This window comes from Thermococcus aggregans, from assembly GCF_024022995.1.
Taxonomy (GTDB): Archaea; Methanobacteriota_B; Thermococci; order Thermococcales; family Thermococcaceae; genus Thermococcus_A; species Thermococcus_A aggregans.
In genome coordinates this window covers 447445-473044 of the sequence record NZ_CP099582.1, presented here as the reverse complement: position 1 = coordinate 473044, position 25600 = coordinate 447445, and the positions used below count along the sequence as shown (strand labels likewise).

The following is a 25600-nucleotide window of genomic DNA, read 5'->3' as shown; positions in this document are numbered from 1 at the left end:
ACCTAAATTACTGTTCTAGCTTTTTCAGTTAGCTCAGCCGAGGCATCTCTTTCTATCTTCCTCAGCAGCTCTTCGGGATCAATGTAAAATTCTCTAATGTAGTGGCCAACCTCGTCTATGCTTCTTATTCCCTTCTCTACCATCCACTGGAGAACAACTTCTCTTTTCACTCTCTCCTCTAGGAGTTCGTCCATTGTTAAACCAGTATGCTCGGCAAGCTGGTTCATAACCCTACTTGGCACTCCCGTGTGGTAAAGTTCGTCCTTTGCTGGATTGTACTTGTAAATGGTGTTCAGCTGAACACTTTCCCCTTCTATTCCCGAGACTTCTGCTATCTCGGTGATCCTTCTTATGGTTCCTTTCTTTCTGTTGTTAAACCTTACCTGCATTATGATAACATCAAGAGCAGGAATCATAATTCTTGGAACGTTCATTGGCGGACTCTCAAGCCTTACGATTGTTTCTCTCGCAGAATTGGAGTGTATTGTACCCATACAATTGGACACCAATATTCCATTGGCTACATAATTGTGGTCATCCTCAACGGTGAGATCATAGAGGTACTTAATCCCCAATTCTTCTGGATCAACTTCTTCAACACTTATAACTTCATCCCAGTAGACATCCCCTTCGGCTATCAGCTGGAGTCTTTTTGCCATTGTCCAAGCTTCTTTGTCCCCAACATCCTCTGCAACCTGCTGAAAGGCAAGGGCAATTCCTCTAAGTGCAGAACGTCTTATTTCTCCGACTCTTCCTTTTTCCACATGCCTGATAAGGCTCTCGGATACTTTCTCCCCGGCATAATGTGAAGCCAGCTTTGAAAGCTCGACAATCGTTAATCCCAATCTCCGACGGATAGGAGCTATCATCTCACCTGAGATTGGAACCCGATACGTCCTTCTTCCGCGGTATGATTTCTTAGTCCTTAATATTTCCTCAAGTTTAGCCCTTTTTCTTGAGTGGTGCAGAGGTATGAATCTGGCAAATTTATTCATATCTTCAATCCCGCTTATAATTACCCTAAATATCTCTCCATCTTTGAAGCCCCTGTTCTTTACACGTGATACTGTGCTTATTATCCCCAGCCTCTGGAGAGCATACCATATCTTTCTTGCTGCATTCTCGCTTTTTGTAGTCAGGATTATTGCTAGGCTACTCTCATCAACGTAGCCGTCAGCGTCGTATAATCCCGCTATAAAGTATCTCATGAGGTCATCGTTTGAGAGGACCACATCCGGAACATCCCATATTTCAGACTTTCTGCCCTTAGGTATTCCAAATATCCTCGAGAGCATTTCGGCGAAAATTTTTGAACCAATTGTTACAACAGTGCTTTTTCCATTGTTCCTTATCTGCGGGGCATAATTCAATATAAAATTCGATACAGCATCCACAAAGGCGTCCATATACTCCTCGTCGTCAAATGTAGCTGAAATGTGGTATCCATTCGAAGAAATATACCCATCGCCGAGAATCACTCCGGCAATGTATGCAAGACTACCATCAATTTCCTTGACCAGCTTTACAGGATGTGAATTTACAGATGCCAGATATTGGGCTTCTTCTGGCGGAAGGCCATCATTTGGAACTTTTATCATGCCTTTACCATTGGGGACGAGATAGTAGTCACTTATTTTTGCATAAACGCTGGGATCCACGATAGCCTTACGCTGAGGTGGAGTAGGTGGACGCATCATCACTGCAACTCTATCTCCCACTTCAAGTTTTTCCGCCTCTTTCCTGACCACATCCCCCCGGGAAAAGACAAAAAATGGATGAGTCTTGGTTAGTATAACCTCATTACCCGTCCTTGTTCTTATACGCATCAGCTTTTCTCCATCTCTAACTTTTCTTCTCCATACTCTCGAGACTACGTGCTTACCTGCCTTAAGGTCTGGACCTACACTGACAACCTCAAAACGGTCTTTTTCATCGAGCACTATATACTCAAGATCTTTATATGTTTCAACTCTATTCGAGTATTTTTTGAAAAGTTCCTCTACCAAATCTCCTATAAGGACAAATTTTCCGTTAGAGAGCTGAATAACAGAAAAATCATAGAGAGCCCCATTATGTCCCGTATTCATTGCCGTAAACATCGTCCTTGCCTCAGGGCCTCTAACCTCACCAACGATAATTCTATCCGGACGCATTCTTAGAGTGTTTTTCACGAGGTCATCCATGGTTATTTCTCCCCTTCCTTCTATGTTTGGAGGCCTTGTTTCCAACCTTACCCAATGCTCTATTGGCAGCTGAAGCTCTGCTGTATCCTCAATACTTATGACACGCTCGCTAGGAGGAATAAACATTGCCAATGCATTAAGGGTAGTTGTTTTACCTGAACCTGTTCCTCCAGCAACAAGGACGTTTGCAGGCTTAACTCCGAGACCGTCAACAAAAACCCAGAGCAAAGAAGCTACCTCCAAGTTGAAAGTGCCATACTTCAGGAGATCAATTATCGTGAGAGGGTCTTTTTTGAACTTTCTTATGGTTAACGTGGGCCCATCTAAGCTAATTGGCCTAATAGTTGCATTTACTCTACTACCATCCGGCAAACGAGCATCTAAGAGCGGAGTTTGCTGGTCAATTCTTCTTCCAACCTGCCTCGCTATACGTTCAATTATGTTCAGTATTTCCCTTTCGTCATCAAAAACAATATTCGTCTTGCACATGTAGAACTTTCTATGCCACACATATACCGGTTTTCTCGTCCCTATTACCATAACTTCTTCCAGATTGTCGTCCCTAACAAGGGGGTCAAGTCTTCCATAACCTATCATATTCTGAACAACCAAATTTACGAGAATTTCCATTCTCGCCTCAGAAAGAGCAGGAGCAAGTTCACGCATTATGTTTTTTACGGCTCTTCCAAAGATCCTCCTCCTTTCTTCCAAATCAGGAATGCTTTCAGGATCTATCTGTATTTCTGCAATTGCTCTATCCCTAACTATTTTTACGAGTTTTTCTTCTTCCTCGCTTAATTGTGGAAGACGGATCTCATAAATTGGAATCGGCTCTCCTTTGACTTTAAGGATCCTCACATTTCCGTATACATCAAGAACCTTTACCTCTTCACCTTGATACATAGGTGTGGGAACTTTTGCTGGACTTTTCGCGGACTTTAATATGTCCTCTAGACTAGTTTCCGGTGGACTCTTAGCTGATAAAGGCCTTGAAGGAGTCTTGATCTCTGGTAGGATTGAGGACGGCTCCTCTTCAATTGTAGTGGGTCTTTCTTCCCCTCTTTTTCCTTCTTTTATTATATCCTCTAAGGGATCTGCTCTCTCACTTAATATCTCTTCTATCCATGATAAACCTAAACGTTTTTTCTTTTTCTCCTCCAAATTCGCTCACCCTCATGAGGTTTTCCCACTTAACATCATATGTAATTTCAAGGTTATCACCTAAAAACACTATCCAAACAGGATAATCAAATTTTAATTCGGGCTTTTTATATACCCTACCCAATAATTCCGGCCCTTCTTTGCTCCTTGAGAGTAAATCAGTCCCAGAGGAAACAATTATTCTAGAAGAAAGCTCTGAGAGAGTGTTTGTACTACTTTCAGAACTTCTGTCCAAGTACTTTGGTGTATACTCCTTAACGTATTGAGCATATTGAGAAAGAATTGTACCAACGTATTCGCTATATTTCATGGTGTATTCTGGAGTAAAACCACTTACTTCAGCCCCTTCAAAGAGTATTGGTAGCCCTATAGCGATGTATTTTGAAGTTTCAGGAGATGGGTTATTTATCGTAACTTTAACTGTTCCGCTGTATTTAACCACTTTTACGTAGCCATCTGAAATAAAGAACGTGTCAACCGCATAATACTTCTGCGGATAGAGAATCAGCTGAGGATAAACAGGGTTGTAAAACGGATTTGAACCTTCTACTCCACTAATAGTGCCTGTTGATAACGTTTCATTAATCTTCACATTTACCTGGAGCGTCTCATACGGGGCAATCCAAAATCCAGGGTTGTTCACAGTTTTAATCTCACTATCTTCTCTAAGCAAGGTGTATTCATAATTAGGGTTTATTAAAACGAACTTGTAAAACGGACCAGCATTCACTAAGGTAACATTTAAATCGACCGTGGCGGATGCACTAATACTTTCTTGTGCATTAACAAAACCTGAAACTAACAAAACAAGAAAAAGGAGTGGAAGTGTCCTTTTCAGCATTCCACTCACCCAACAATCTTTGTTATGTAGAGGGCATCTTTGTATTTCAAGATATCCTCAACGAATTCCGCCGGGACTTCGACTATGACTAAGACCTTGGCACTAGGCTCTGTGGCCAATAATCCCATATTCTGCTCAAGGTCGAACAATTTCCACTTATACCTTGCAAGCTGTTCCTTAACTTCATCAGCTGCAGCAATCTTGTTAGCTGCGATGGCCTTTAATATCTCGTTTAATGCCACATTGTAAGTATAGGAGGCGCTTATTGTCTGCGAGCTTGATTGGCTTGTGGAGTGGCTTTCGTCTACACTTTGTTGATAAGAAATTGGCTGGTCTCCAGGAGCATAGGCTTCAGAGTGTTGATCGGAATAAGAAGTTTCTGAAGAAGTCTCAATCTTTTTGGTTTCCTGCTGGGACTCTGACACTGAAATTACACCAGAGTCTGATAGGAAAAGAACCATGTTCACATACCCTTCATCTGCTATCTTTTGAATTGTCGTTGAATTTATTTGAGCAAATATCTTTATCTTGTCTCCTGACGAGAGGAAAGCACCATTAACTTGCTCTCTTGGCAAAATTAATGCAACTTGAACCATTTCAGCTTTTTCTATTGTGTACTGGAGAAGTTCAGTGAAGTCTGTAATTTTGCTAAGCACATACTTTGCTTCTGCCTTTGTGTATATACTCTTTTCTGTACCTTTCTTGAGGATTACCTTTTGCGTTGGTATGTTATCTATGAGGTAGTAGTAGTATTTTCTCCAAAGCTCAAGAAGGTACGGATTGGGGTCAATTAAAGCTACTTCATCTTTCGTCTTTGCGGAGTTTACTTTCTCTTTTAATTGGTTCAAAATCTGAACGGCCTCACTTTTTATGTCCGCGGGGAGAGGCTGAGAAAGGAGCAACCCAAAAGATTGCTCTATCTCCAACAATTTCGTTTCCTTTGCCTGTTGGAATTCCCTCTGAAGACGTTCTTGTTCCAATTGGGCTTTTCTTTGCTCTGCTATTGCCTTAACATCTATTTTTTCAAGCTCTTCTATGCTTTTTGCCTGGTTAATCTGATTTATTAATTGGGCTTTCATGGGATCATTCTCAAGCTCACCAGTGAAATACTTGTTAACTTCTTTAACCTTTGCAAGTTTGGCTTCTTGAAGCTGTTTCGCAGCACGATTTTGATAAGTTGTGTATACTCCTATAATAACAGCGATGAGAACAACAGCTATAATCGAAGCACCTATGATAATTCTCTTACGTCTCTCCCTTTCCCTAAGCTTTCCCAATCTAGAAGGCTTTCTGGGAGAGGAAGGTCCCGGAACCCCTGGGCCAGGGGCTTTCTCTTCTTTTTCTTCAACAGAAACCCTACCCAACTCCCTCAAGCGCCGTATTTTTTCTTCAATATCTTCCGCCACGGTCAGCACCACCAGATAACATTTAACTCACGGCATTAGATAATTATTTAACTTTATCCTTCATCGAACTAAGAGTTCTAGTAAATATTTTAGCCTTTATTCCTTATTTACCTTTTGGTGGTGAAAATTGGAAATATTAATAATAAGAGCCGTGAAAATTAAAGGAAAGTGCCCAGTATTTAGAGTGGGAGACAAGATAGTTATAGAAGGGCCAAAAGTCAATTTAGAGGAAACAGATGCAATCTGCACCCACGCGTTTGCATCGTTCCTCCCATACATAGTGGCACTCCGAAAAGGAGTTAAACCTTCAGAGATAGGATTGGGTAAAGAAGAAAGGGCTTATGTTCAATGCTTAGATCCCGGCCCCCCATATACAGACGGAGGAACAGTAATATTTGAGATAACGGTGGTAAGAGATGAAGCAGAAGAAAGCATGGAGAATAGTGAGGGAAGCGATTAAAGAGGGAGACATTGTAATAGAGGTAGTCGATGCCAGAGACCCGATTGGGACAAGAAACCCAAAAGTAGAACGACTTGTCCAAGAGGAAGGAAAAAAACTCCTCATAGTGATGAATAAAGCCGATCTAGTCCCAAAAGAGTGGGCTGAAGAGTATAAGAAGAAACATAGAGACGTGCCAATAGTATTCATTAGCGCAAGGGAGAGAAAGGGAACCAGGATTCTAAGAAAGGAGGTAAAGAAACTCGCAAAGGAGCTCTTCGAAGAAGGGAAAGAGAAAGTGAAAGTTGTTTTAGTGGGTTATCCCAACGTAGGAAAGAGCACAATAATAAACGTGCTAAAAGGTAAGCACGCCGTTGGAACGGCACCAATACCCGGTTATACCAAAGGGAAGCAGCTCATTAGACTTTCAAAAAAGATATGGCTTGTTGATTCTCCTGGAGTTGTCCCGATTGATGATTTTGACGAACTTGTTATTAGGGGCGGCTTTCCAGCAGATAAGATCGAAGAACCTGTCAAACCAGCGTTAAAGCTCATATCCAGAATCCTTGAGACGAGAAAGGAAGCGATAACCGAGAAGTTCGGCATAAAGGAGTTCGAGAGCGAGGAGGAAATCCTGAGGCAGATAGGAGAGAAGAGGGGCCTCATAAAGGCCGGTGGAGAAGTGGACCTAGAGGAGACCGCAAGGTGGCTCCTGAGGGAGTGGCAGACCGGAAGGTTTACCCTCTTTGCGAGCGAGGAAGAGAGGAACCGGGACTTCGCCTGGGACTTTGAGGACGTCCTTGAGGGCGTTGAGAAAGAGCTCCTCCTCGACCCGAGGAGAATCATCTGGCGCTTCGGAGACGAGCTTATGGAAAAGCTGGACAACCAGAAGAGGGCAGGCGTGAGGGAAATCGAGGGCATCACCGTCGGCATAGCGACCGGCTTCAAGAAGTGCGACTCGGCGGTTAAGTTCCTTGAGGAGCTGACCGGGAAGAGCGTCATAGCGAGCGAGTGCTTCGGGAAGAAGTGGAAAGGAGTCATAGCGATACTGGAGTGATGAGTATGAGACTGCTCCTGACGACTTCACAGGGGATTGAAGACCTGGCAAAAGCTGAGGTAGAGAACCTTCTCAGCAGACTTGGAGTTCCATTTCGAGTGGAAGAAAAACCCCTCGGTGTCGAGGGGAGGGTCTTAGCGGAGGTCCGTGAGGCCTTCTACACCGACGAGAAGGGACGGAAGAGGGAGCTAAGCGTTTCAACATATCTGAACGAGCGTTCAAGGCTCCTCCACCGCGTAATAGTCGAGATAGCGAGTGAGAGGTTTGAAGGGATTGGCGAGGAAGAACCGGAAAGGGCACTTAAGAGGATCGAGGACTTCGTTGCCTCGCTTCCAGTGGAAAGATACGTCAAGGTAAGCGAGAGCTTCGCTGTCAGGAGCTTCCGGAAGGGGGAGCACCAGATAACGAGTGTTGATATATCGAAAACCGTTGGAAAAGCCATCTTCGATAGGCTCGAGCGCTTTGGAACCCCAAAGGTGAACCTCGACCATCCTACAGTAATATTCCGGGCCGAACTGGTTGGGGACGTTTTCTTCCTCGGAATAGACACCACAGGCGACAGCTCGCTCCACAAGAGACCTTGGCGCGTTTATGACCATCCAGCACACTTAAAGGCCTCAATAGCCAATGCAATGATAGAACTGGCTGAGCTTGACGGTGGAAGCGTTTTAGACCCTATGTGTGGGAGCGGAACAATTCTAATTGAGCTGGCTCTAAGGGGTTACGAAGGAAGAATCATCGGTATCGAGAAGTACAAGAAGCATCTGAAGGGCGCTAAGATGAACGCCCTCGCCGCTGGAGTGCTTGATAGAATCGAGTTCATCCATGGCGATGCAACAAAGCTTTCTCAATATCTCGAAAGCGTTGATTTTGCCATAAGCAACCTCCCCTATGGATTGAAGATAGGTCGCAAAAGCGCCATTCCAGAGCTTTACATGAAGTTTTTCAGCGAGCTCTCAAAAGTCCTCGAAAAAAGAGGAGTTTTCCTAACCACAGAAAAAAATGCAATAGAGAACGCATTGGAAGAAAACGGTTTCAAGGTTGTCCACCATCGCTTAATTGGACATGGGGGCTTAATGGTTCACTGCTATGTAATAGAATAAAAAAGGTCAGCAGAGGATCGAGCGCTCGGCAAGCACTTGCTCTTTCAAAACCCCAATTCCCTCTATCCAAGCCTCAACAACATCGCCGTGCCTTAAGGGGCCAACCCCTTCGGGGGTTCCAGTCGCAATTATGTCTCCTTTTTCTAGGGTCATTATGCTTGAGACGTACTCTATGATCTCATCGATTTTGAAAATCATCTTGCTCGTCCTTGAAAGCTGTCTTACTTCCCCATTAACCTTTAAGCCAATTTCGAGGTCATCCACATTTATTTCCCTCTTGTCCACTATTCTTGGCCCTATGGGTGCAAAGGTGTCAAAACCCTTGGCGACAGTCCATGGAAGGCCTTTTTTCTTTGCCTCCCACTGAATATCTCGAGCGGTTATGTCCATAAGAATAGTATAGCCAAGCACATGATCCATGGCCTTCGCCCTTGGAATGTTCTTACCGCCCTTCCCTATGATGACCGCAAGCTCCACTTCATGATCAACGTGATTGCTTTTTCTTGGTAAGATTATAGCCTGATCTGGGCCTATTAAAGCTGAAGGAGGTTTAAGGAAAATTACAGGCTCTTTAGGGATCTCGTGGCCAAGCTCCTTAGCATGCTCAGCATAGTTTCTTCCGAGACAGATTATTTTGCTCGGACTAACCTCATAAAAGCCATCTCTAAAAGGTAAGCGAATCATAGGATCACCATTGTGTATTGAACCCCAGCACTTATAAATCTGCTCAATGCCCTTTCATCCTACATTTTTAGAAAGTAACGTGAACTTTCTCCCTTCTGATTAATGTTCCCATTGTTAAACGTTGAACAAACTAAACGCTTAAAAACTTTCAGATCGAAAATAAAAAGGATAGGTGAGTTCAATGCGCGGTCCTTTTCCTGATCAGAAAACTATTAAAGATTCTGAAACTATGGCAAAAGTAAAACAAAAAGAATTTCTCAGCCAGAGCAGAGAAGTTAGAGAGTACTCAAAACTCGAGACTGTAATAGCAATACTCCTTGGAGCGATTGTTATAGGCTTTGTGATCTTTGTACTGAGCAATTACTTCTGACGTGCTTTCTTCTCCGAAAATTCAAAAATTAAAGGGATTACCTCTTCAGAGGCTCCGGAATTTCCTTTTTACTCCCCTGGTGTTACCTTTGCCTTCATGAACTTCAGCCCCCAGACCATCAGTGCCCCCTGGACTGCCAAAGCGACTAGGAAGCCGACAACATGTGCACCCGGCGACAGCGGGTGACTGGTGGCGAAGTAGTAAACCGTGTAAGCGCCGATGGGTATGTTGAGCAACGCGCTCGCCACGAAGCCGGGGTTGTAGCCGTGCTTAAAGAACATGCCCACGTGCGAGAGGGCATTTAGGATCGAGAAATAGGCCGTCCATAACCCGATTGAGATATCAACCAGCCCCGCGAGGACGGCCGAGAGTGGGAACGCGACGAAGATTATAGGAACGTTGATCCAGAGGGAGTGTGTTTTTGTGAGCGGCCAGTCGTCCCGCTTTGAACCCAGGACTTTTCTGTTAAAGAACTCCACGAAGCCACCGGGGCAGATGTACTCCTCGAACTGGTGCACCCAGTAGACCGGCGTCTGCAGCCAGATGAGGAAGAGGGCGAAGTTCTCCTTGAGGACGAAGAGAATCAGCACAACCGTTATGTACACTGCGAGAAAGGGCGTCGAGACCGGCCAGTACTCTTCAAGCCACGCCATTATCGAACGTTTTTTCGTGGACTCCATGACAACCACCTGTTAGGATAACGTTTCTGTGGGATATATTCTTAACGGTGCCATCTCGGAGCCGGACAGAGTTATCTAAGAGAACTCCCCGTCACCAAATGACGCCAAGGGCCGCTAAAATCCCGAGGACGGTTATAACGGCTCCGACAACCTGATAGAACCTGTGGACGTCCTTGCCCCAGAGCATTCTGGAGCGCGCGACCAGGAGCCTGTAAACGATGAAGTTGCTCTTGGATGTACCAGAGGCCAGCATGAAAAGGCCCACTGCGGCCATGATAATTCCCCATATCGGACTCATGTTTTCACCCAATCACTATTGGCGAGAGCGGGTTAAGTACTTTTCCCAACTGGTATCGTTGAGGAAACGGCAAAGGACTTAAAGAGTTGGGAAAAGACAAAACGGAGAAATGAAAGAATATCACATGGTCAAGCTTGTTCAGCCTCTCAGAGGCTCAGGAATTGCTTTGTCCCACTGCTCTCTTGCCAGCTTTCCTGTGTACTTGAACTTCTCAACGAGCTTTTTAGCTTCTTCTCTCTTCTTCTGATGCTCTTTCAAGAAGTTCTGAACCTTTCCTATGAGGTAGCGCTTGCACTCACCGCACAAGAGCTCTCCGTTCTTGCATGCATGGTACCTCTCAAGCAGGGCTTTATCGTCTTCCTCAAAGAATATCTCAAGCCACTTGAAGACCACACACTTCTCTGGCTGCCCTCCTTTCTCACGCTGCTCTTTTGCAGTTGCTCTTCCCCCAGTTAAAGCATATTTCCATATTTTCCTGCCGGCTTCCTCTGGGTCATCGGTTAGGTAAATGGCCGTTTCTGGTTTTGAGGCACTCATTTTGCCACCAAGACTTATCAATCCGGGAACGAATTTTGAGTGAAGTGCTGCTGCTTTGTAGTAACCCAAACTCTCGGCAAAATCTCTCTGTATTCTCCAGTATGGGTCTTGGTCTATTGCCGCAGGGATGAGAGAGCGCCTCTTCTCAAAGAAAGTAGGAGCTGCTTGAATCGCCGGGTAGAATATCATCCCTATTTTACTCTGCTCGTTGAACCCGAAAACAGCTCTCGCCATGGAGTAAGTTACCTTCTTTGCTATTGGTATTGCCATTTCGTATATCTTTGTGAACTCGCTGTCCTGGAAGATGAACGTTTTATCGGGATCAAAGCCGACCGCTATGATGTCAAGAATGTTTTCATACGCCCATCTCTTAGTGTCCTCAAATGTTAGGTTGGGCTTGAAAAGGAACTTCTCATCGTCAGTTATTTGAATGTAGAGGTTAACTCCAAACTTTTCCTGGAGCCATTTCGTTGCGAAAAAAGGAACGATGTGACCTATGTGCATCGGCCCGCTTGGACCTCTCCCAGTATAGAGGAAAAAGCCCCTGCCTTCTTCGTAGTCTTTGAGAACCAAATCGTAGTCCCTGTGAGAGAAGAAGAACTTCCTCCTAAAATACAACGGGAGTTCACTTTTGGTAAGCTCTTTGGTCTTTTCCAACAGTTCCTCAGTAAGCGGTGCTGTTCCAAATTCCTTGATAAGCTTGTCATAGTCAACTACACCCTTAACTTCCCATGGAGTTACCTCAAATTCCATTCAGAACACCTCCATAGATTAAACTAACCAAAAAAGGATTGGTAATAGCGTCACCAAAGCCAAAAGCAATCACCGTGCATGATCTAAAACTGGAAAATAAAAATATAAAGTTTTCCCTAATGAATCTTCTGATGCTCCCTCTTTCCGAGTAGAAAGATATTTTTGGAAAGTCTCAGCAAGTCGCTTGAATTTCTTTCCTTTGCCTCTTCAAGGAGCTCAAAGGCTAAAAATTTCAGAAGTCTTCCGAGCTTGTAAGGACTTGTATCCTTAAACAGCTCACTTAGGAACTTTTCATCAATTCCACCAATTAGCAGAATTGAATAGGCAGCGCTTAATTTAAGTGCCGGATTAAAGATTCTAAGAGCATATTTCTTTGCTTTTTCAACTTCGTTCCTCTTTAAATAGAATTTTACAAGCTCACTTGCCAAATAGTCTGCACGTCCCAACTTCTCCAAGATTTCTTCTGCTTTCTCGATATTCCCTTGGTTAATGTATGTTATACCAATTTCCTCTAAAAGGTAGGAAGCACAGGGATCGTCAACTCCTTTAGCAAGTTTTTCTGCTTCTTGAAGTTGGTTGGTGAGAATTAGCCTCTCAATGCAAGTGGAAACGCCTTTTAAATCTTGATCTTCTTTATCTTCCTTTTCCCCAACCACAACTCTCCTGCGTTTTGTAGGGTTTTCAGAAGTGAGAACCTGGATTTTTGCTTTCCCCGTTATCCTGTGGATCTCCGCATCAGTTAGAAACTTCCCATCTTTATACTTAATGTTGCCTGGAAGAGGCATTAAATACTGGATATCCTCTTCTCCAAGGTTAAACTCGCTTAATCTGACTTCTTTTGCACTACTTTCTATTATTGCCCTCGCAAGTGCGTTACTTATTCCCCTGAACGCTTTTTTTCTAAGGTAATTGTTGTTTATTAGTTTCGCGGCCTCTACTGCCTCTTTAAACTTCCTTAACTTCGCAAGTTCATATGAAAGAAGCAACAAAGTTTCACTTTTTAACGTCTCTATCTCTATCTTTTTTGCAATTTTTATGGCTCTTTTAGGATTCTTAACAACAACGCTCTCAGCAACCCATTTGAGTGCATATCCTCTCCAGTAGGAGTCAGGTATCTGCTCTGCAAGAGCATAGGCTTCTTCTATTCGCTTATGAGCCAGCAGCTTTCTGATTTGTAGGAGTACTCCTTCCATGAAACTCTCCTCAGGAATAATATAAGGCTAAAAATGTTAAAAAGTTTACATGGTATCCTCAAGATACTGGCCGTATTTCACCAGGGCGTATACCGCATCAACGCCGTCTTCAACGGTTTCAAAAACCGGCACTCCAGTTTTCTCTATCCTCCTCGCCATCTTCTCCGGAAACTCACCACCAGGAGCAACAAAAACTATCGGCTTCCCATACTCCTGCATTCTACCAACCGCCTCCACAATACCCTCATCCAAAGCCGGACTCTGGAAGAGTGCTATGACGACAAGGACATCAACGTTTTCATCCTCCAAGGCATAGCGCATTGCAATTTCGTAACGACTTGAGGGAGCATCTCCGATTATGTCTATCGGGTTCTTGTAGCTCATGTGCTCCGGCAATTTGCCCTCCTCTATTGCCTTTCTGAACTTCTCATTAGTGGTCTCGCTCAACTCGGCAAGCTTCATGCCACGCTCAAGCAAACCATCACTCATCATAACTCCAGCACCGCCACCGTTCGTGACTATTGCAACTCTATCTCCTTTTGCTGGTTTCTGCATTGCCAATGCCTTAGCGTAGTTGAAGAGTTGCCTCATGCTTCTAGCTTCAAGAACTCCAGACTGCTCAAAAGCCGCTTTATAAATAGCATAAGAGCCCGCCAAAGAACCCGTATGAGAAGCAGCAGCCTTTGCTCCGGCCTCTGTTCTGCCGCTCTTAAGAATTACAACGGGCTTCTTGAGGGTGACCTTTTTAGCGGTGTTAAAGAACTTCCTTCCGTTCTTCACGCCCTCAATGTAAGCAGTTATGACACTCGTTTTTGGATCTTCGCCAAGATAAGTCATGAAGTCGCTTTCATCAAGGTCTGCCATGTTGCCGAGGCTAATGAACTTACTCATGCCCACTTCGTGTTTTGCAGCCCAGTCGAGGATTGCCGCACCGAAAGCACCACTCTGGCTCATAAATGCTATTCCACCAAATCCCGGTCTTGCCTGCCTTTCTGGAGGATTGAACGTACAGTCAAAGCCGTTTTCAATGTTTGTAATTCCCAAACAGTTGGGCCCCACTACCCTTATGTTCCATTTTCTTGCCACTTCGACGAGTTTTTCCTCAAGCTCCACGTTTCCAGCTTCTTTAAAGCCCGCGCTTATCACTACCGCACCTTTTACTCCCTTTTGACCACACTCCTCAACCACCTGCGGCACAAATTTTGCCGGGATAGCTATGACAGCAACATCTACATCATCGGGTATCTCTAAAACGCTCTTATACGCTTTAAGCCCCATAACCTCGCTTTCTTTAACGTTTACTGGGTAAATCTTGCCTTTAAAACCAAAGTTCATTAGATTTTTCATTATGGCATTTCCAATCTTTCCCTCTTTGTTTGATGCTCCCACGACAGCAACACTTTTTGGATAGAATAAGAAGTCCAAATTCATAGTTCTCCCTCCGACAATAATGATCGTGTCTGTTGTCTGATGTGAGATTTTTGCATTTATAAAATTTTCCAGAAGCATAAGATTCTGCATTTTGATCATCACAGGTCTAAGAGAGCTATTTTCGAGAAATTCCGCCGAATTCCTTAACAAATACAACGAAATTTCGCAACCCTTGAAAACTTTTTGGTTGTTAGGTATAGCACTCGAGATTATCCTCTGTTTCCATAATATGCTCTACCGCTCCCAAATAAGCATAGCAACTCATTTAATAGCCGGAGCCATTTAGCAATCCTTAACGCGGTACATTAGTCCATTAACAATTTGTTCCAATATTTAGACAATAGAAAAGGTTATATTGATGGAACGCTTAAATTCTGATTAGAACGTTAAAATTGGTGGGAGCAATGAAAAAGAAGGTTAAAGTTATCACAGATCCGGATGTTATAAAGCTAATGCTCGAGGATACAAGAAGACAGATATTGAAGCTGCTCAGAAACAGAGAAATGACGATTTCCCAGCTTAGTGAAATTCTCGGCAAGACACCGCAGACAATATACCACCACATTGAGAAGCTGAAGGAAGCTGGCCTTGTAGAGGTAAAAAGAACTGAAATGAAAGGAAACCTGGTCGAAAAATACTATGGAAGAACTGCAGATGTATTTTACATAAACCTCTACCTTGGAGACGAAGAGCTTAGGTATTTGGCTAGATCGAGATTAAAGACAAAGCTCGATGTTTTCAAAGCCCTTGGCTATAAGTTCGACGAGGAAGAACTTTTGAACACAATGGACAGACTCCTAGAAAAAGAACACTCATATACAGCAAAAATTTCTGCAGAAATAGAGGAAAAAGAAGAGACCCTCAAGGAATTTTCAAATGAAGACATAATCCATGCCATTGATTGGCTCACCATGGCTGAAGTTGGGAGAGATGAGGAGGCAATAGAGCTTTTGAGAAAGCTCGGGGAAATACTTAAAAAGGAGTAAATTCAAAGGGGAAACGGGATAGAAGATGGCAAAAGGCATTAGACTTCTCGTGTTGGATGTACTTAAGCCTCACCAGCCTATGGTCACTGAACTGGCTTTGGGGTTGAGTGAGCTGAAAGGGGTGGATGGAGTTAACATTACCCTTGTGGAAATAGATAAAGAAACGGAAAATGTTAAGATAACCATCGTCGGGGATAATCTGGATTATGAGGAGATTGTAAGAACTATAGAGGAGTTTGGCGGGGTTGTGCACAGCATAGATATGGTAGCCGCTGGAAAGAAAATTATTGAAGAAAGTGAAACCCCCCAAGATAAGCTGGAAGAATTCTAAGAGTTAGAGGAGTTATGAAAGAAGTATTGATCATTACGGATCCCGAGAAAATTAAGCTATTAGGGGATAGGACGAGGCTTGATATAGTTAACTTACTCAGAGAACGCGCTATGTCTGTTTCTGAAATTAGTGTTGTTCTGAAGAAAAATCCTTCAACAATATACCGACACATAAACCTTCTTGAAAAAGCAGGATTTGTAGAAAAAGTCGGAAGAGATGGAAACGAGACCTTATACCGAAGAAGTGCGAGGATCTTTTTGATTACGCCCTATCAAGATAGAGACGTAACAACGCCCACAATGAGGGCACTCCGCCAGCAAGAAGCAGAAACAATGTACAAACTCTTCAAAGACGCTGGGTTTAATATTGAAGACAAAAAGGCATTCATAGAAACAATTGAAAAATTCTTAACAACGGTAGAACGGCTTTCAAGAGATTTGATTAAGAGATTAGCAGGACTTAATTTAAATCCGATAGAGTTTATCCATCTGATGAACCTCTTAGTGTTGATAAACTCTCCTAAGCTACAAGAAGAAGCAAAAAAATTAAGAGAGCTTCTAGGATTGAAAGATTGAATGTTGTTACTACTAGGCATCTTAGGTATGAAAAATCAGTTAGAATGATATTATAGTATTCTGTCAAATTATAATCAATAAACATCCCAATTCTTACATAAAAGTTCAGTAATTATGTAAACATTTAGAAAATGGCCAAGTCTCGTTTTTGTGTATTGGCATATTACTAAAAGATTATATGATTGTTTGGATATTTACAAGCAAAACCTTTATATACAACAAGTAGTACAATCAATATATCCAATCAATGTAAAGACAATTCTATAATTATGACGTCTCTTTAAGTAAGGATCGTGGAATCATCAAAAAATATGGAGGAAAGAGAGATGAGAAAAAAAGTTTTGATGCCCATGCTTCTGGGCATGGTGTTGATGCTGGTAGCAGGTGTATTGGCAGGTGCAGGAACTCTAGCAATATTTACTGATACAGAAACAAGTCATGGAAACGTTGCCACCGCTGGAGTTTTAAGTCTAAAGGTAAAAGGTAGCAGCTGGGATGACGATCCAAATATCGTGCACATGACTATAGACAATATGAAGCCTGGAGAAACTCGCCTTCTTGGAATTTTCAAACTGAAGAATGCTGGAACAATTCCAGGAAAACTCACTTTAAAGATTAAGAATCCTGTAAGCCACGAGAACGGCCTTGAAGAACCTGAGATTGCGGCTGGAGACCAGCCCGGGATGGAAATTGATCCGACCGGATATGATGCTAATGACGGAGATGGAGAACTTTGGGACCAATGTGCAATGACAATCTTCGTGGATGAGAATAAGGATGGAGTATTCCAATGGGATGAACCCGTTATCTACAGCGGTTCTATGGGACTGGATATGACTGAATATTACAGCATCCCGCTGGATACCAATCTTTTCCCAGCAACTCAAGGATTTGATGAGACTCTGAATCCAGGTGAAGTTGTATGGATAGGGGTATTCATTAAGTTTTTCGATGATCAAGAGTCACCTATGACAACACAACCTCAGTACAATGGTCTTACCAATAATATGGCTATGGGGGACAGCATTGAATTCGACATCGAATTTGGTTTGATACAGACTTGATTCTTTAAACTTTTTATTTTTTTGTGGAGGGAGTCCTTTGAGAAGAACTTCCAAGGGAGGTTTTCCAATAAAATTCATGCTATTTATGATCCTATTAGTCCTTATCATCCCGGCTGTTATATATGTTCATCCAAGAATAATCGGTGTCGATAATGCTTATATCGTTTTAAGTGGAAGCATGAAACCCGCAATATATCCGGGAGACCTGGTCTTTGCACGTGCCGTTAATCCGCAGGACATCATAGAAGGGGACATTGTCGTTGCTAACATGAGTTCCAGTTTTTATACCCACAGAGTCATAGAGAAGATAGATTCTGGTGAAAACATTCTTTTTAGATTGAAGGGAGATGCCAATGAGGATCCGGATCCCAGCTATATAGAAGAATCTCAAATTATTGGGAAAGTTGCTCTCATCCTTCCCACAAGATATTTCTACACTAAATCCTCGTACCTTGTATTTGTGCTGATTCCTCTAGTATTGCTTGTATTTTATCAAGTATTTAAAATTTACATGATTCTCACCTATAACCCTAACAAGAGAAGGAGAAAAAGAGGGGTAGCAGCATTAATCTTTAGAAACAGCAGAAACAGGCACACCCCTATCTTAGATACAACCGTATTGTTACTCCTCATGATATTGCTCGTAAGTACTGCATGGTTTATGCTTCCCCGTTTTGCTTCGAATAATTTAGGTTCTTTTTATGACAAGGAATCATTAAGCGTGAGTGCTAAGGCTGGAGAATGGAAAAATCCAAGCACAGTAACATGTTTTATAGTACCTAATAACACGACATACTATCTGGGAGATTTGATCATAATAACTGGTTCAGTTTCCCCGATTCATCAGAAAGTCAACTTAACGTTGAAATATACTATAAATGGAAGCGAAATAACTCAAAGGATATCTACAGATTCCGCGGGTACATATAGCTACGTTCAGAAGTTAGATCAGCAAGGAACATGGAAGATTGAAGTTAAGTGGGATGGAAACAGATATTATTATGGAGCAAGTTGCAAGGAGCTGTCTTTTAAAGTGTTAAATATAACAGAAGGGTGAAAATATGAAAGAAACTGAAAGTAGAACAAGAGATTATTTAATAACATCATTGTTGCTTCTCCTTCTTATTCTAAGCCTTTATGGTGTTTACTACTCTCAAAAAATGCCGGAAAAGGAGATTAAATTTGTCCCCACATTTAATTATTCCCAAAAAGCGGTATACGATTATAGGGTCATAGTAAAACCAAATATTGTTTATGACAACAGGAGTGTATTAAGACCAAATGAAACCCCATACATTTCATTGGTAAAGTTTGTGAATGTATCCTTTACATACTGGTTTGTTGTAGAACCCAAAATCATGGAATCGACTAATATAAGCTATGACATAACATGCTATTTGGAATCTCCAAACAACTGGAAAAAGATTTATCTCACGATACCTCGAAGGACATTAACTAGGGACTCCCCAAATGTCCAAATCTCGGAGAGTTTAAGTTTTAACATGACTAATATAACCAAACTAATAGAAGCCATAAGGGAAGAAACAGCGGCCTTTTCCGAGGTTTATTATCTAAAAATAGTTCCCCATATCTCCGTGAGTACTAAAATCGGATTAAAACCAGTGCATGAGGAATTCATTCCGACAATGACGATAAGTTTGCTTTATTCCAAAAATCGTCTTTCTTTTGAGGGATTGACCCATAATGATAGGAAGAGCATTGGGGAATACCAAACCATATACCTCACTAACGTCAGATATATCCGATTCGCCCTCTATGTTTTGTCCACCGTTTTCTCAATAGCTTTTATATATCATCTCCAAAAAATACGGAAGAAAAGGAGCAGAAAGAGTTTGATAAATAGTTATCTAAAGAAGTACAGTGATATCATTGTTGAATCGGAAGACACAGTAGAAAAAGGGCCGGAGAGAACAATTGTAAGAGTTAAATCTTTTGAAGATCTGGTTAAAATATCAGAGGAGTCTGTTAAGCCAATAATACACCAAGAAGAAAATGGCAAACACATATTTTATGTGCTTGATATAGATGTAAGATATGAATTCTCAATCGAAGAAATGTCAAAACAAGAGAAATCTTAGAACTCCAGAACCCACTTGATCGCATACGGGACTTTTTTGGCAACCTCCAGTGCTGTAAAGTTTTCTCCAAGCTCGCCTTTTACCATGTCTCCTGCAAGACCGTTGAGGAAGGCACCAACGCTTGCCGCCCTTAGAGGCTCGTTGCCAAGCGCGAGGAGTGCACCGACAAGACCTGCAAGCACATCTCCGGTTCCTCCAGTGGTCATGCCTTTGTTTCCAGTTTTGTTGTACTTCCATGTCTTGCCATCGCTTATAATGTCGTATGTTCCCTTAAGCAGAATTGTGCCACCTATTTCTTTTGCTTTCTCCGTTACAATTTTTGCTTTCTTATATGAACTTCCTTCGGGCTTCTCTCCAAATAGAATCTTAAATTCTCCAGCATGAGGAGTTAAAACGAATTTCTTGCCTCTAAGAACGTCTAAATTCCCTGAAAGTGCTTTTAGGGCATCAGCGTCTATGACCATTGGCTTTTCACAGCTTTTTATGAATTTCCTAATGAAGCTCTGAGTTTCATCTTTCTGGCCAATTCCAGGACCTATAATAACGGCATCAACGCCTTTTGAAAGTTCGAGAGCCTTTTCAAGATGCTCTTCACCAAAGTTTTTCCCTTCAAAGGGTCTAAGAATCATGTCTGGGTCGCTAATGCGTCTTGCTGGATATTCGGGCATTGCCAGATACACTAAATCCACTATATAGCTTGCGGCCTTTGCAGCCAAATAAGGCGCTCCAAAATAATCTTCACTTCCCCCAATTATGAGGAGCTTCCCGTTCTGTCCCTTGTACTCTCCCTTCTTTTGCAGGGCAAACTTAGCATCTCCTGGCCCTACGAGGTGGTAGAGCTCTTTAGGATAGCCAATCTTGACCACAACGCGTTCAAAGCCTTGGTACTCTTCCTTGTCCCACTGGAAGGTTACCGCAAAGTCCGCCTTAACGCGAACAGCTGATGGATACCCGCTAGGAAGGTCAACGCTTACTATTTTTGCCTTTCCAGCGTATTCGTTTATCTTCTCCACAGCAGAGCGAACTGGCTCCCTGGGCTCTCCTTTTGTTCCGGCACCGAGGAGAGCATCCACTATAACATCAAAGCCTTCAAGGTTGAGAGCCTTTATCTGGCTTGAGTCCTTGAGAACCTTAATCTTTACAAAGTCAAGCCTCTTGAGGATTTCCCAGTTGTGCTTGGCTTCTTCACTCCTGATTTTTGCTTCATCCCCCACAAGGAAGAGTGTTACGTCGTTTTCAAAGCTTAAATGCCTAGCCGCAACAAAACCATCGCCGCCGTTGTTTCCTGTTCCAGAAAAGATCGCTATTTTGAGCCCATTGCCGAATCTCTCTTCTATTACCCTCGCGACTCCAGCGCCAGCGTTCTCCATGAGCTGATAAGGAGTAATCCCGAGCCATTTAGCATTTATGTCCCAGACGTAAACGTCCTCAATTTTCATAAGCGTCACCAATGAGAAGATTGGAAAAGGAGAATTAAAGTGTATCGCTTAGAAAAGATTCTCTTATCTCCTACGTACCAGTACGATGTTACGAAGTTCATTTAAAACCAAGCCAAACCCAATTATCACACTTAAATACCATGGGAGAACAAAGAGCTTTAATCCCAGCGAGTCTGCACTTAAAACGGCATAGGGCAACTCAAAAAGGAGCGCTGTAATGAAATAGACGGCCAAGGCTGTTATAGGGAATACTCCCTTCCTAAGGGCAATAACAAGGTAAACCTCCAGAGCGCCCATGAGGAGGATATATCCTGGAAGAACGAAACGGGGCATGGGTAGCTTCATGAAAAGGGAAACATTGTAAAAGAGGACAATGCCAAGTGCATTCATGACCGAAATGAGCCGAAAGGCAAGTCTGAGCATTAAAAGAAGTGAAAGCCATGTACGACTTTCGGGAGAGTTGTTCTTTTTGAGTTTTTTGTTCACTTTCATTGAGACACCATCTTAAAGGGTCTTTATCTTTCGCAACTTCAGGAGGATGCTAGCCTCCTAAGACTTTTAATGCTTGTTCATAGCTATCTCTGGAGTACAGCACCAGATAAACTTCCTTGACACTCTTAGCCTCTCTTGAGAACTCTTCCACAGTCTCCTTGAAGGTTTTCACGACCTCTTCAAAGGGGCATCCATAGATACCGGCACTTATGGCTGGAAATGCTATTGTCTTAACGCCCAGCTCGTCAGCTTTTCTCAAAGCGCCGAGGATTGCTTTCTTCAGCTTCTCCTTCTTATCCTCGTCCCATCTACCGCCACAGTAAGGCCCAACAGTGTGGATGACGTATTCAATCCCATATTGCTCCATTTTCATAGCTGGAGTGACAACTACTTCTCCATGCTCGATGTAGTCTCTCCCAATCTGTTCTCGCATAGCCTCTTTGCTTATCCTTATGTACTCTCTCACATCTCCCGCGGCGGCCTTCGCTATTGCGTAAGCAACTCCTCCACCGTGTTCGAGGTATTTGTTTGCAGCATTTACTATTGCTTCTGCAGGAAACTTGGTTATGTCCCCTTGGGCAACTTTAAACCTGAGAGAACCAAACTCAAATTCCATCACCTAACCCTCCTAAGAGATAATCCCTCAGAGCAAGAAGTCTATCACTTTTATCGATAAGCTCATCTAACAGACTTTCAAATTTAGTAAGGTTACTGTTTATAATCTTGTGTAGCTTATTCCCGTCCTCAGGAAGGTTATATTTTCTAACATCAATCTTAGCCTCTCCAGAAGCCTTTATTATCCACTCTTCAAGTCTAGGTGAAAAGACTATTATATAATTGCTTCTTGTTTTATCGAATAAAACCCTAATGCCAAACTTTTGTGAATTTTCAAGAATCTCTAATTTCTTGATATAACGTGGCTGAACACTAAAAGGATCTTCATCAATCAGACCAACACTGTTCGTCATTTTCTTTTCGAGCCTTTTGCAGACTTCACTCTTTGATCCAGCATGGAGGATACTTTTCTTTGGAACTCCCAACTTTCTTACCAATAGTTTATCTGGATTGCACTCCACAAGGACATATCTCATTCTTGCTCCCCCAAGAATCTGTCAATGTTAAAGAAAACATCGAGTTCAAGATCCATAATTTCCTCTAAGTTACCTTTACTAAGCCTTTTTACTTTCGTTTGGTAGTCTTCAAAATAAACTACAAATACGTTGATATCCTCCAACGGGGTCTTTTCAAGAACTGAAAGTAGAAAATACGGATTATGAGTTGAGATGAAATATTGATTGCTGTTATCTAACGCTATTCTCTCAGCCAAAAACTTAGTGTAGTAGGGAAAAGCATGGGCTTCAGGTTCTTCAAAAGCCAAGATTGAGTCCTTATTGGACTCAATAGCAGCTAAGTAAAAGACTACTCTCTGCAGAGTGTCCGAAACTAGAGAGTAGGGATAGCCTATGAGGATGTCCTCAAAAAGCTTCACGACTTCAATTTTGTTTTCTTGAGGCTTGAGAGCTATTCTCAACCCATAAGATTTGAATATCTCTGCAATGGTTGATTTAAGTTCCTTGTGGGTTAGCAAAACAGTTAAAAGATTCCTACCGTGTGGAGGCAACAGAAATTCTAAATTGTGAGATCTGAATTCGCGCAATTTTTTGAAACGATAAAACTTGAAAGGCCTTAAGTCCTTGACGGGAATAGTACCACCAATCCGCCTCCCATTATATTCAAACCCGACTTCATTCGAATCCCCGTATCTACCGACAAATACCGAACCGTCAAACTGCATTTTAAACTTGTTAGACTCTGCAGAAATTTCAACTGGTTCATTTACATCGTTGTCGTAGAATAGGTTTCCAATGTTCTCAAACCTAACAAAATCACTCAAACTCCCGCCATAACCACCAAAAGAGAGTATTCCAATTGCTTCCAAAATGTTGGATTTTCCCACATTAGGCTTTCCAATGAAGATGTTGATCCGTTTACACCCCAGTTCAAGATTCTTAATTGACTTAAAATTTTGAATCTTGAGAGTTCTAATCATAACACTCACCAAGGAGATTAACGATGTCAGAATATTTAAGATTTTATTATCCGCCCCCCTTTTGGATTATTTAAAAGGCTAAAAGGATCAAACAGTTAGCGAAGCTCGTCAATTATCTCCTGAACCTTATCAAGAACTTTTTCCTCATCAACAGTAAGAACTTCCCTGTCAAGCATTACTATTTTCCCGTCGATGATTGTAGTCTCTATATCACTGCCGTTTGCCGAGTAAACTATGTGGGAGATCACATTGGTTATTGGCCTCAGATGTGGCTTGTTGAAGTCAAAAATTACAATGTCCGCAAGAGCACCTTCTTTTATGACCCCAGCGTTCAGATTTAGCGCTTTTGCACCGTTTTGGCTGGCGATCTTGAATATCGTTCCCGCATCAGCTACTGTTGGGTCTAAATCGTGAACTTTGTGGAGAAGAGAAGTCAGTTTCATCTCCTCAACCATGTCCAAGTTGTTGTTGCTTGCTGCCCCATCTGTGCCAAGAGCCACGTTAACTCCCGCATCGAGCAGCTTTTTTAAGGGCATGACACCGCTTGCCAGTTTCATGTTGCTTGCAGGGTTGTGAACTATTGTAACCCCTTTTTCAGCAAGGATTTTAACTTCTTTATCGCTCAGCCAGACTCCATGGGCAGCTACAACATCATCTTTCAAAAAGCCAAGCTCGTCCAAAAATTCTACCGGAGTTTTGCCGTATTTTTCCTTTATCTGCCTTACTTCATCTCTCGTTTCACTTATGTGGATAGTTATTTTCTTTCCTGTTTCATCGGCTTTTTCCCTAACCCACCCCAAAAGCTCTGGAGAACATGTGTATGGGGCGTGAGGACCAAAGAGAAACTCTACCCTAGGAGAATCCAAATTTTCGATGAACTCTAGGAGCTTGAGAGTTTCTTTAATCTCGGTGTTTCTCTTTTCCTCATTTCCAAGGTCAGCCATGCCATAACTCAGATAAGCCCTCATTCCAGCCTTCTCGACTGCTTTGGCAACTTCTTCCATGTGAAAATACATATCAACAAACGTGGTTGTTCCACTCTTTATCATTTCCAGAACTCCAAGAAGAGCACCCCAGTAGATGTGATCAGGTTTTAGCTTTCTCTCTATTGGCCATATATGGTTCTGAAGCCATTCCATTAACGCGAGGTCGTCTGCAAGGCCCCTTAGAATAACCATCGGAGAATGAGTATGAGCATTTATAAACCCCGGAGAAACAACTTTTCCCTTCGCATCGATAACGTAATCCGCCCCAACATTAAGGTCTTTGCCAATTTTGGAGATTTCGTTATTCTCAATATAGACATCAGCCTTAATAACCTCAAGATTATCCCCATAAATTACGTAGCCATTTTTTATGAGAATGCTCATGGCAATCCCCCCTTTTGAAGCGGTGTGTTTCCAATGGAAGTTAAAAAGATGTCGGAAAAAGCTTTGAAATAAAAGCGTTTTTAGGACGCCCTTTGAGCATCTTGGAAAAATAAGATAGCTACCGGAGACAGTGTGTCAAATTGTCCTTAAGTTTGGTGCTCTGCTTCATGGTGTATCAAAGAAAGTTAAAAATATCAAAATCAAACAAACATTGTCTTAAGCACATCTGCACAGCCGCATTTTCTTTCCTCAGGAATCTTGGGGACTCCAGCCTTTAGGAGCTTCCTTACCTTCTCGTTGTTCTCGGCCATAACTCTGAGAACTTCCTGAGCATCTACTGGCTTCTCTGCCCACACATCGTAATCAGTGATCGCAGCGATGTTAACATAGCACATTCCAAGTTCTCTCGCCAAAACCACTTCCGGCACAAGGGTCATTCCAATTATGTGGGCGTGTTGTCTGAACATCATTGATTCGGCCCTCGTTGAGAACCTTGGACCCTCAATGCAGACGTATGTACCTTTTTCATGGACAGGGATGTTTAATTCTTTAGCAGTTTCGTAGAAGATTTTCCTCATCTCTGGACAGAATGGATCGGCCATTGAAACGTGGGCAACCCTTGGACCGTTATAGAAAGTGTAGTCCCTCTTCTTTGTGAAATCAATGAACTGGTCGGTAATTACGATGTCACCGGGCTTGTATTCTTCTCTAAGGGAACCAACGGCTGTAATTCCTATAACCCTCTCAACGCCAAGCTCCTTAAGGGCCCAAATGTTCGCCCTGTAAGGCACTTCATGGGGTGGGAACTCATGGTTCTTTCCGTGCCTTGGAATAAATGCAACTTCGACTCCTTCTATCTCCCCTATTTCCACTGGAGCTGATGGTCTTCCATATGGAGTGTGCACTTTAACGGTCTCTTTTGGCTCAAAGACACCATAAACTCCAGAACCACCAATAATTCCAATCTTCGGCATCGACATCACCAGAACAAAAATTTTTGAAGAAACTATTTAAGGGTTGCCAACGAAAAATTTAATAACTTTTGATTACTAAATTAT

26 protein-coding genes are annotated in these 25600 nt (G+C 42.5%); 10 read left to right on the top strand and 16 right to left on the bottom strand.

All coding sequences use genetic code 11. The features are described from left to right. Nucleotides 1-2: 2 nt before the first annotated feature. From NF865_RS02700 to NF865_RS02690, 3 genes are read right to left on the bottom strand one after another with little or no spacing between them, the layout of a single operon-like run. Nucleotides 3-3344, bottom strand: a complete 3342-nt coding sequence (locus NF865_RS02700; RefSeq protein ID WP_253305078.1) for an ATPase, T2SS/T4P/T4SS family — start codon at nt 3342-3344, stop codon at nt 3-5. Further along, entirely contained in the window at nt 3286-4185 is a 900-nt protein-coding gene (locus tag NF865_RS02695; protein WP_253305077.1) for a hypothetical protein, read from the bottom strand. The genes NF865_RS02700 and NF865_RS02695 overlap by 59 nt, the downstream gene beginning before the upstream one ends. Before the next feature lie 5 nt (nt 4186-4190). After that, nucleotides 4191-5591, bottom strand: coding sequence for a DUF515 domain-containing protein (locus tag NF865_RS02690; RefSeq protein WP_253305076.1), 1401 nt, complete (start codon nt 5589-5591; stop codon nt 4191-4193). Nucleotides 5592-5718: 127 nt separating this feature from the next. On the opposite strand from NF865_RS02690, the gene NF865_RS02685 reads away from it, so the two are divergent. The 3 genes from NF865_RS02685 to trm14 are packed head-to-tail and all read left to right on the top strand — an operon-like array spanning nt 5719 to nt 8190. Next, nucleotides 5719-6051, top strand: a complete 333-nt coding sequence (locus NF865_RS02685; RefSeq protein WP_253305075.1) for a TIGR04076 family protein — start codon at nt 5719-5721, stop codon at nt 6049-6051. Next, nucleotides 6008-7087, top strand: a complete 1080-nt coding sequence (locus NF865_RS02680; protein ID WP_253305074.1) for a YlqF/YawG family GTPase — start codon at nt 6008-6010, stop codon at nt 7085-7087. The genes NF865_RS02685 and NF865_RS02680 overlap by 44 nt, the downstream gene beginning before the upstream one ends. A 5-nt stretch (nt 7088-7092) precedes the next feature. Next, nucleotides 7093-8190 carry a tRNA (guanine(6)-N2)-methyltransferase gene (gene trm14 / locus NF865_RS02675; protein ID WP_253305073.1) on the top strand — a complete coding sequence of 366 codons (1098 nt, stop codon included), beginning with the start codon at nt 7093-7095 and terminating at the stop codon, nt 8188-8190. A gap of 6 nt (nt 8191-8196) precedes the next feature. Here the strand turns inward: trm14 and NF865_RS02670 are convergent, their stop codons facing one another. Then, nucleotides 8197-8874, bottom strand: coding sequence for a fumarylacetoacetate hydrolase family protein (locus NF865_RS02670; RefSeq protein ID WP_253305072.1), 678 nt, complete (start codon nt 8872-8874; stop codon nt 8197-8199). A 229-nt stretch (nt 8875-9103) separates the two neighbouring features. On the opposite strand from NF865_RS02670, the gene NF865_RS02665 reads away from it, so the two are divergent. After that, entirely contained in the window at nt 9104-9244 is a 141-nt protein-coding gene (locus NF865_RS02665) for a hypothetical protein (RefSeq protein ID WP_253305071.1), read from the top strand. A 68-nt stretch (nt 9245-9312) separates the two neighbouring features. Here NF865_RS02665 and NF865_RS02660 read toward each other — a convergent pair whose 3' ends face one another. The 5 genes from NF865_RS02660 to NF865_RS02640 form a co-directional block, all read right to left on the bottom strand. Beyond that, the gene (locus NF865_RS02660; RefSeq protein ID WP_253305070.1) at nt 9313-9924 is read right to left on the bottom strand and encodes an HXXEE domain-containing protein; all 612 of its coding nucleotides are present in this window, start codon (nt 9922-9924) and stop codon (nt 9313-9315) included. Nucleotides 9925-10015: 91 nt separating this feature from the next. Further along, nucleotides 10016-10222 carry a hypothetical protein gene (locus tag NF865_RS02655; RefSeq protein WP_253305069.1) on the bottom strand — a complete coding sequence of 69 codons (207 nt, stop codon included), beginning with the start codon at nt 10220-10222 and terminating at the stop codon, nt 10016-10018. Nucleotides 10223-10360: 138 nt separating this feature from the next. After that, entirely contained in the window at nt 10361-11512 is a 1152-nt protein-coding gene (locus NF865_RS02650) for a tryptophan--tRNA ligase (protein ID WP_253305068.1), read from the bottom strand. Nucleotides 11513-11628: 116 nt separating this feature from the next. Beyond that, the gene (locus NF865_RS02645; protein ID WP_253305067.1) at nt 11629-12705 is read right to left on the bottom strand and encodes a hypothetical protein; all 1077 of its coding nucleotides are present in this window, start codon (nt 12703-12705) and stop codon (nt 11629-11631) included. A gap of 45 nt (nt 12706-12750) precedes the next feature. Beyond that, entirely contained in the window at nt 12751-14136 is a 1386-nt protein-coding gene (locus NF865_RS02640) for an acetate--CoA ligase family protein (protein ID WP_253305722.1), read from the bottom strand. A 404-nt stretch (nt 14137-14540) separates the two neighbouring features. Here NF865_RS02640 and NF865_RS02635 point away from each other — a divergent pair, with 404 nt between their 5' ends. The 6 genes from NF865_RS02635 to NF865_RS02610 all read left to right on the top strand — a co-directional run bounded on the left by NF865_RS02635 (nt 14541) and on the right by NF865_RS02610 (nt 19191). After that, complete coding sequence (locus NF865_RS02635; protein ID WP_253305721.1) at nt 14541-15122, top strand: winged helix-turn-helix domain-containing protein; 582 nt, start codon at nt 14541-14543, stop codon at nt 15120-15122. A 25-nt stretch (nt 15123-15147) separates the two neighbouring features. Beyond that, nucleotides 15148-15453 carry a DUF211 domain-containing protein gene (locus NF865_RS02630; RefSeq protein ID WP_253305066.1) on the top strand — a complete coding sequence of 102 codons (306 nt, stop codon included), beginning with the start codon at nt 15148-15150 and terminating at the stop codon, nt 15451-15453. A 14-nt stretch (nt 15454-15467) separates the two neighbouring features. Further along, entirely contained in the window at nt 15468-16028 is a 561-nt protein-coding gene (locus tag NF865_RS02625; RefSeq protein ID WP_253305065.1) for an ArsR/SmtB family transcription factor, read from the top strand. A gap of 326 nt (nt 16029-16354) precedes the next feature. Continuing rightward, a complete protein-coding gene (locus tag NF865_RS02620) occupies nt 16355-17092 on the top strand; it encodes a TasA family protein (RefSeq protein ID WP_253305064.1) in 738 nt (245 codons plus the stop codon). Nucleotides 17093-17129: 37 nt separating this feature from the next. Beyond that, on the top strand, nt 17130-18149 hold the full coding sequence (locus NF865_RS02615) for a signal peptidase I (RefSeq protein WP_253305063.1): 1020 nt from the start codon (nt 17130-17132) through the stop codon (nt 18147-18149). 4 nt (nt 18150-18153) lie between these two features. Continuing rightward, complete coding sequence (locus tag NF865_RS02610) at nt 18154-19191, top strand: DUF5305 family protein (protein WP_253305062.1); 1038 nt, start codon at nt 18154-18156, stop codon at nt 19189-19191. Here the strand turns inward: NF865_RS02610 and NF865_RS02605 are convergent. The 7 genes from NF865_RS02605 to NF865_RS02575 form a co-directional block, all read right to left on the bottom strand. Next, a complete protein-coding gene (locus tag NF865_RS02605; protein WP_253305720.1) occupies nt 19188-20630 on the bottom strand; it encodes an NAD(P)H-hydrate dehydratase in 1443 nt (480 codons plus the stop codon). The two genes, NF865_RS02610 and NF865_RS02605, sit on opposite strands and share 4 nt — an antisense overlap. 63 nt (nt 20631-20693) lie before the next feature. Next, on the bottom strand, nt 20694-21122 hold the full coding sequence (locus tag NF865_RS02600; RefSeq protein WP_253305061.1) for a hypothetical protein: 429 nt from the start codon (nt 21120-21122) through the stop codon (nt 20694-20696). Between the two features lie 49 nt (nt 21123-21171). Next, the gene (locus NF865_RS02595; protein ID WP_253305060.1) at nt 21172-21738 is read right to left on the bottom strand and encodes a [protein ADP-ribosylglutamate] hydrolase; all 567 of its coding nucleotides are present in this window, start codon (nt 21736-21738) and stop codon (nt 21172-21174) included. Next, nucleotides 21728-22213 (bottom strand): hypothetical protein, encoded by a 486-nt coding sequence (locus NF865_RS02590; RefSeq protein ID WP_253305059.1) that lies wholly within the window; start codon nt 22211-22213, stop codon nt 21728-21730. Before NF865_RS02590 ends, NF865_RS02595 begins: the two co-directional genes overlap by 11 nt. Further along, nucleotides 22210-23172, bottom strand: coding sequence for an AAA family ATPase (locus NF865_RS02585; protein WP_253305719.1), 963 nt, complete (start codon nt 23170-23172; stop codon nt 22210-22212). The genes NF865_RS02590 and NF865_RS02585 overlap by 4 nt, the downstream gene beginning before the upstream one ends. Before the next feature lie 95 nt (nt 23173-23267). After that, nucleotides 23268-24542 (bottom strand): amidohydrolase family protein, encoded by a 1275-nt coding sequence (locus tag NF865_RS02580; RefSeq protein ID WP_253305058.1) that lies wholly within the window; start codon nt 24540-24542, stop codon nt 23268-23270. Between the two features lie 200 nt (nt 24543-24742). After that, nucleotides 24743-25516, bottom strand: coding sequence for an S-methyl-5'-thioadenosine phosphorylase (locus NF865_RS02575; protein WP_253305057.1), 774 nt, complete (start codon nt 25514-25516; stop codon nt 24743-24745). Between the last annotated feature and the right edge of the window lie 84 nt (nt 25517-25600).